This window comes from Bacillus sp. GMs2/2 (assembly GCF_050172095.1).
GTDB classification, from domain to species: domain Bacteria; phylum Bacillota; class Bacilli; order Bacillales; family Bacillaceae_G; genus Bacillus_A; species Bacillus_A cereus.
The window spans coordinates 1-7,402 of sequence record NZ_JBNLYE010000201.1; the positions used below are offsets into that span (position 1 = coordinate 1).

Sequence of the window (7,402 nt, forward strand, 5' to 3'; positions counted from 1 at the left end):
TCTTCCGATCTAGCTTGTGCTAATCCGACGATGATTGCATCTTTCATAGAAAGGTCGCCATCATTTTTACGACCGCGTAAATTTCTAATAATCCAAAGGCCGACAGCAGTAATAAGAAGGGAAACCCCAACCATCTTCACACCTTTTAAGTACTGATCGATGTAATCTTTAAATAAAACACCAATAACACCTGCTGGAATGGTTGCAATAACAAGATAAATAATAAAGAAGAAATCTGATTTTGCGTCTTCTGCTCTTGTAAATATATAAGAGAGACCATTCTTCGTTAGACGAATTAAATCATTTCTATAAATAAGTAATACAGCTAATAATGAAGCTGAATTAACAAGTAGTTCGAAGCTAAACCCTTCTATTTTTAGTCCTAGCAAATGTTGTGCTAAAACGAGATGACCACTTGAAGAAATCGGAATTGGTTCTGTTAGTCCTTGGAACAGACCGAGAATTAAATATTTTAAAACGTAGTAAAATTGTTCCATAATAACCTCCTTGTTTATTAGTTGAAAGAAACAACTTTTCCATTATAACAAAGATATGGATGAATATTGAAAAGAAATAAATATTCAAAATAAAATAAAAATCCCTTATAGCAGTATAAGGGATTCTTAATTTTAATTAAGAAGTCACTGTTCCTTGAAGACTTTTAGATAATTGAACATCGACTTTTTCAGCATCATGAATATGATTCATAATAGTAGTATTTAATTTTTGGAACATTTGTTGTGTGTTAGCGAATTCTCGTAATATGTCATCATTACAAGACTTTTGGTTTTCGATAGCCTTAATAACATTTGTAGCACCATTTTGTAACGTTTGAATCATAACTAAAATATTTTCAATTCTAGCATTTGTATCGGCGCTCATTTCTACACCTTCATCGACTAAATGTAAATTATCTTTTGTGTTATCATATGCTTTTTCAATTTCTTCTTGTATTTTTTTCGTTAAGTTGCCGATGTTTTTTGTACTTTCTGCTGTACTTTCCGCTAGTTTTCTTACTTCATTGGCAACGACGGCGAATCCTTTACCGTGCTCTCCAGCACGTGCTGCTTCAATACTCGCATTTAATGCAAGTAAATTTGTTTGTGCTGCAATGTTTTGAATGACTTCTACAATTTGCTCGATTTCCTTTGAGCGTTCGCTTAGATGATTCATACTATTAGACGTGCGTTGAGATTGTTCACCTAATTTATTAATTACAATAAGTAAACGGTGAACGGATTCTTTTCCTTCATTAGAGCAGTCAATAATTTCTGCAATAGACTGAATTAAGCTTTGTTCCTTTTGTAACATTTCATTATTTAACTCATTGGAATGTGTCGTACGTGTTGAAACATTTTCGAAACATGAACTTAACTGTTGAACTAAATTTTGAAGTGTATTATGTTGGTTATTTACAAGTTGATGCTCTTGGATAACGCTTTGTACACGATCGTGGATAGTAGAAATAGTCTCTTGCTTTTCGATATCTTTTTGTTTTAATTCTGCTTCTAATTCTTGTATACGCTCTTCTAATTGAGCAATTGTATGTTGGAGTGATTTTTTTTGAGTAAACATGTATTTATTTCAACCGCCTTCGAAAGTTATATTTTCTCTATATTTGGATTTTAGCATCTTTTGTATTTTTTAAATATAGGAATTGTTAAATATTTAAGAATCTATTACATTTTATTCATAATTCTCTTTTTTTCGTCACGAAAAATAAACTGTATTTAATCGTTTTGTAAACAAACTGTAAAATAAATCATGTATAACTGTATAAGAAGGGAGTCGGATTATGAACTATTTTAAGCGAATCAGCTGTCTAGTATTAGCAGGAATTATCGGTCTTTCTAGTACAGTCGCTGTTAAAGCAGAGTCAAACGACGAGAAACTTAACAACATGCAACAGCAATTGCAACAAAACGATGCAGAAATGCAAAAGAAAGAGCAAGAGAAGCAAGCTGTTAGTAAAGAAATTAAAGGTATCGAAAACGAACTACATAATTTAAATAATACAATTGCAAAAAATAAAGAGGATCAAGCTGCTATTCAACGTAAAATCGATGAAACACATAAGCAGATTGAGCAAAAAAAGCAAGAAATTGTCGTTTTGGAGGATAAAGTCCTTGCTCGTAAAGATATTATGAGAAAACGTATGGTTTCTGTTCAAAACAGTTCAAATACAAGTTTAGTAGTAGAAGTTGTAGTAGAGTCAAAAAACTTTGCAGACTTCTTACAACGTATGAACGCAGTTTCTACTATTCTAGAAGCTGATAAAGAAATTTTACGTCTACAAGAACAAGATCTTCGTCAAATTGAAGAGGACAAGAAAACAATTGACGAAAAAGAAGCATCTTTAGTAGTAGACAAACAAAAATTAGCAAAAGCGCAAGCTGAACTGCAAGATAACTTGAAAAAACGTCAAGATAACTTACAAACAGTTCAAGCTAAATATAATGAAGTTGCAAGTCAACTTAATTTAGCAGCGGAAGAAAAAGCTAAAATTGAATCAAATATGAAGACAGTACAAGAAACGATTGCTCGTGAGCAAGAAGCAGCAAGAATCGCAGCGGAAGAGCGTGCAAAAGCAGAAGCGGCTGCAAAAGCAGAGCAAGAAGCTTTAGCGAAAGCACAAGCAGAAATTGCTGAAAAGCAAAAGCAGGAAAAAGCTAGTAAACCAGCTGAACCTGTAGCAAAAAATACAGAAACACAGTCTAAGCCTGATACGAAACCAACTCAAGGTGGAAAAGAATTTTACGTAACAGCAACCGCTTATACAGCTGATCCATCTGAAAATGGCTATAAACCGGGTGAAACTGTAAAATCTAAGTTAGGACATAATTTAACTGCAAATCCAAACATGAAATTAATTGCTGTAGATCCATCTGTTATCCCATTAGGTTCTACTGTATATGTAGAAGGATATGGAACAGCAATTGCTGGAGATACTGGTAGTGCAATAAAAGGGCATATCATTGATTTATTAATGCCAAATTCAGCTCAAGCTAATGACTGGGGTAGAAGAACAGTTAAAGTTAAAATTTTAAATTAATATGTAATCCAACTTTACAATACGTAGAGTTGGATTTTTTTATAATAATAATGTTAAGTTGAGTTTACATTTTGTTAAGGATAGCATACAATAATGGTGAGAGGTGGTAAATTTGACCATTTTAAACAGAGTAAAAGAATTAAGAGCTCGTTTTAACTTTACGCAAAGCGTATTAGCAGAAAAGGTTGGAGTAACGAGACAAACAATTGCAGCAATTGAAAAAGGGGATTACGTTCCTTCGTTGTTATTGGCACTTACGATTTGTGATGTGTTTCAGTTAAAGATGGAAGATGTGTTTGTTTTAAATAAGGAGGGGGAAAAGGATGAATAGAATTGTTTTTTCTTATATTATAAATGTACTCTATACTGCACTAGCATGTTGGACATTTGTTGAATTTTATAGTGTTATTACAGAGTTAGCAGATATAATTAAAAACGAGAAATTCCCGTTTGAAGTATGGTTTAATGGAGTACCATTCATTTTATTATTTATTGGAGCAATTATAGTTACAATTTTTTATAGAATTCAAAAGAAAAAATATAAGAATTTATCTTTTTGGATGTATCCATTATTATTTCCACTAGAAGATGAACGTGAAAAAGCGATTACGGATAAAGCTTGTAGAACAACATTTGTATCGTTATGGTTTGTCTTACCTTGTGCAGTTGGATTTTTAACTTTTTCACCTATTATTAATGAATATCTTCCTGGATACCCATTATATATTCTATTTTCTATTTTCTTTATTCAAATGACAGTATTTCACGTATCACTATACAGAAATAAATTAGCTTAAAAAGAAACCTTCTTGCACCGGCAAGAAGGTTTCTTTTCAGCTAATACTTGTACATATAGCGATATTATTTTATCATTTTATATAGAGTAAGATTTTGTAAGGGAAAGGAACAGTGTATGAATAAGCAAAGAATTTATAGTATAGTAGCAATTCTGCTATTTGTTGTAGGTGGCGTGTTAATTGGAAAGCCATTTTATGATGGATATCAGGCTGAAAAGAAACAGACTGAAAATGTGCAGGCTGTTCAAAAGATGGATTATGAAAAGCATGAGACGGAATTTGTAGATGCTTCCAAAATTAATCAACCAGACTTGGCGGAAGTAGCGAATGCATCATTAGATAAGAAACAAGTAATTGGTCGTATTTCGATTCCAAGTGTTTCAGTAGAACTGCCTGTTTTAAAAGCTTCTACTGAAAAAAACTTATTATCAGGTGCAGCGACAGTAAAAGAGAATCAAGTTATGGGAAAAGGAAATTACGCATTAGCAGGACATAATATGTCTAAAAAAGGTGTTTTATTTAGTGATATAGCTTCTTTGAAAAAAGGCGATAAAATTTATTTGTATGACAATGAAAATGAATATGAGTATGCGGTTACTGGTGTATCTGAAGTGACTCCTGATAAGTGGGAAGTTGTAGAGGATCATGGGAAAGATGAGATAACGCTTATTACATGTGTATCTGTAAAGGACAATTCTAAGCGTTATGTTGTTGCTGGTGATTTAGTAGGAACGAAGGCGAAGGAGTAAAAAAGAAGGGGAACTCTTTAAAGAGTTCCCCTTCTTTTTTACTAATGTTGAGAAATAATAGAATATTTCGGTTTGTATTTAATTATTCTTCTATTTATGTATAATAAAGTTAGAATTCTATATTTTGGGAGGAACAAGAGTGAGACAACAGGTGAAGAAACTTCTTTTAACAACGAGTATAGCGTTATTGGTAGCTCCAATTTCAGCTTATGCGCATCCAGGGCGTACAGATGCTAATGGCGGACATACGTGTCGTACAAATTGTGAGAAGTGGGGATTACAGTACGGGGAATATCATTATCACAATAAACCAGCTTCTAGTAGTGGCGCAACGAGCCCAGCTCCTAGTCAGAATAATAATAGTGCTGTAGAAGCTGAGAGACAAGCAGAAGCACAGCGCAATACTGAGGCTGAAAAACAACGTGCTGCAGAAGCACAGCGTAAAGCTGAAGAAGAGAAACAACGTGTAGCCGAGGAACAAAGAAAAGCTGAAGAGGCACGTAAGCAAGAGGAAGCGCAGCGCCAAGCTGATATGGAAAAAGGTCAACTTGAAGGTCAAAAGAATGGAGAAACTGATTTTAAAGCAGGAAAAAATGATGCAGAAGTGCATGTAGCTGGAAAATCTGATGCATATAAACAAGCGTTTAAAGCGACTTATGCAGCCGCATGGTCTTTAGAAGAGCAGAAGAAAACGCATTTTGAAAAAGGAAAAGAACAAGGTTTAGCACAAGAGACGATGGACGATAGTCAAGTTGCTCCAGAGTTTAAGGTAAACTTTGCAGACGGGTTCAAAGTAGGGAATAAAGAAAGAACCGAAAAAATTGAAAAAGAGCAAGCTGAATTAGGGGAAAAGACAGGGAAAGAACTAGCTGAAAAGAATCCTGAAAATAGAGAGAAAGAAGTATACGTGAAGGCATATGAAACAGCGTATGAAAAAGGCTATAAGTCTACAAAAAAGGCAGTAGAAAAGGCTGGCTATAAGTATGCATTTGAAAACTATGATTTAAAAGTTCCTGCTAAGTATGAACGAAATGAATTGTTAAAGAAGTGGTTTACTGAAGGATTTAAATCGAATAAAAAAGCAGCGGAAATTCGAGAAGAAGGGTATAAAAAAGGAGACAGCTGGTTCTCATTCTTTTATAAGAGTTTCGTACCAAGTGAATATAAAGAACATAAAGAGCTGTACGAACAAGCAATAGAAAAAGGTAAAACAGCATAAAAAAGATGAGGAGAAATTCCTCATCTTTTTTAATCCATCCATTTCACTAATTTCTTAGAAATTAATAATAAAACACAGCCTAATACAATTGCCACAGCGCCAATAACTGTGAATACTTCAGCGTATCCAAGTGAAGTTGTGAAGCTTGCAAGTTGTCCGCCTAAAATGTTGGCGATACCTGAACTTGCTAGCCATACACCCATTAATAAAGATGCTAATTTTACCGGAGCAAGCGAACTAACCATTGATAGTCCGACAGGTGATAAGAATAGCTCACCTAACGTATGGAAAAGATACGTAAAGACGATAAACAGTAAGTTTGCTTTTTCTGTAATGTTATGTTCATCACTACCTGTTTTTAATGTAGCGATAACGAGAATGATATAACCGATACCGAGTAAGATCATACCAAGTCCCATTTTAGTTGGGATTTTTAAATCACCCTGCTTGCGAGTTGCAAGTTTTGCCCATAATGCAGAAATGACTGGAGCAAGTAAAATAATAAATAATGGATTGACCGATTGGAACCAAGATGTTGGAACTTCCCATCCGAACACAGAGCGGTCTACAAATTTGTTTGTATATAATGTTAATGAGCTACCAGCTTGTTCAAAGCCAGCCCAGAAGAAGACAACGAAGCATGTTAAAATGACAATAACTGCGGTACGTTGTTTTTCTTTTTTGGTTAACGGTGTATCTCCTACTGATGGTTGTCCAGCAGCTGTTTGTAAATCGCGAGTTGGTTTTTTACCGATATTACCAAGGAAGCGATTTGATAGTGTTGTAAATAAAATTTGTCCAATGATCATTCCGATTGAAGCGGCTAAGAAACCGTAACGGAATCCGTAATGTACAACGCCATCAACTGTTGTTTTGAATAAATTTTCTGATAAAAATCCGCAAACGAGTGGAGCTAAAAATGACCCGACGTTAATACCCATATAGAAAATGGTAAATGCACTATCACGTTTTGGATCGTTCTCTTCGTATAATTCTCCAACCAGTGTAGAGATGTTCGGTTTGAAGAATCCGTTACCTATAATAATAAGCGCTAATCCGAGGTATAGACCTAATTGGTTTTGCAAGGCAAATAGTGTAAGGTTACCGATTGCCATTGTTATACCACCAATTGTGATTGCTTTTCGTCTACCTAGAAAACGGTCTGTTAAGTATCCACCAATCATTGGTGTGAAATAACAGGCTCCAGTATAAAATCCGTAAATAGAGAGTGCCCATGCGGGACTAAACCCAAGACCACCGCTTACTAAAGCTGTCGTTAAATATAATGTTAATAATCCTCGTAATCCATAGTAACTAAATCTTTCCCACATTTCTGTAAAGAAGAGTAAGTATAAACCTGGAGGATGTTTCTTTTTTCTTTGTTGTTCTCTTTCTAGTTGTATCGCTGATTCCATGTTATTTTCCTCCTGACACAAACAAAAACAAAGTTAATAATTTTGTACATTTAATATTTTACCTTATTAACTATTATAAGTCAATAAAGGTTGATTTTTCAGAAGAAATTGGAAAAGAGGAATAGCTATAGAATGGGTGTTTCTTTTGTGATAGACTATGGACTATGTTT

At 34.3% G+C, this 7,402-nt stretch carries 7 protein-coding genes and 1 pseudogene; 5 read left to right on the forward strand and 3 right to left on the reverse strand.

Annotated elements, in window-relative coordinates; genetic code table 11:
• Together ACQGS6_RS19775 and ACQGS6_RS19780 are read right to left on the reverse strand one after the other, a co-directional pair.
• The coding region (locus ACQGS6_RS19775) for an undecaprenyl-diphosphate phosphatase (protein ID WP_426965462.1) at positions 1–497 on the reverse strand (497 nt) is incomplete at its 3' end.
• 136 nt (positions 498–633) lie between these two features.
• A pseudogene (locus ACQGS6_RS19780) lies at positions 634–1,164 on the reverse strand (methyl-accepting chemotaxis protein); the annotation flags it as partial.
• Between the two features lie 631 nt (positions 1,165–1,795).
• Here ACQGS6_RS19780 and ACQGS6_RS19785 point away from each other — a divergent pair.
• From ACQGS6_RS19785 to ACQGS6_RS19805, 5 genes are all read left to right on the forward strand, one after another.
• Complete coding sequence (locus ACQGS6_RS19785) at positions 1,796–3,052, forward strand: 3D domain-containing protein (protein ID WP_001105785.1); 1,257 nt, start codon at positions 1,796–1,798, stop codon at positions 3,050–3,052.
• 112 nt (positions 3,053–3,164) lie between these two features.
• On the forward strand, positions 3,165–3,383 hold the full coding sequence (locus ACQGS6_RS19790) for a helix-turn-helix transcriptional regulator (RefSeq protein ID WP_000154020.1): 219 nt from the start codon (positions 3,165–3,167) through the stop codon (positions 3,381–3,383).
• Entirely contained in the window at positions 3,376–3,849 is a 474-nt protein-coding gene (locus tag ACQGS6_RS19795) for a hypothetical protein (protein ID WP_001080043.1), read from the forward strand. Before ACQGS6_RS19790 ends, ACQGS6_RS19795 begins: the two co-directional genes overlap by 8 nt.
• Before the next feature lie 116 nt (positions 3,850–3,965).
• Positions 3,966–4,598 carry a class A sortase gene (locus ACQGS6_RS19800; RefSeq protein WP_426965463.1) on the forward strand — a complete coding sequence of 211 codons (633 nt, stop codon included), beginning with the start codon at positions 3,966–3,968 and terminating at the stop codon, positions 4,596–4,598.
• A 139-nt stretch (positions 4,599–4,737) separates the two neighbouring features.
• Complete coding sequence (locus ACQGS6_RS19805) at positions 4,738–5,817, forward strand: YHYH domain-containing protein (RefSeq protein WP_001249809.1); 1,080 nt, start codon at positions 4,738–4,740, stop codon at positions 5,815–5,817.
• A gap of 29 nt (positions 5,818–5,846) precedes the next feature.
• Here the strand turns inward: ACQGS6_RS19805 and ACQGS6_RS19810 are convergent, their stop codons facing one another.
• Positions 5,847–7,232: a peptide MFS transporter gene (locus ACQGS6_RS19810; RefSeq protein ID WP_044584139.1), complete on the reverse strand. Its 1,386-nt coding sequence runs from the start codon at positions 7,230–7,232 to the stop codon at positions 5,847–5,849.
• Between the last annotated feature and the right edge of the window lie 170 nt (positions 7,233–7,402).

Bases quoted from the DNA above. Each gene is read 5' to 3' on its own strand.
- ACQGS6_RS19785 (WP_001105785.1), top strand. From the start codon at position 1,796: ATGAACTATTTTAAGCGAATCAGCTGTCTAGTATTAGCAGGAATTATC.
- ACQGS6_RS19795 (WP_001080043.1), top strand. From the start codon at position 3,376: ATGAATAGAATTGTTTTTTCTTATATTATAAATGTACTCTATACTGCA.
- ACQGS6_RS19800 (WP_426965463.1), top strand. From the start codon at position 3,966: ATGAATAAGCAAAGAATTTATAGTATAGTAGCAATTCTGCTATTTGTT.
- ACQGS6_RS19810 (WP_044584139.1), bottom strand. From the start codon at position 7,232: ATGGAATCAGCGATACAACTAGAAAGAGAACAACAAAGAAAAAAGAAA.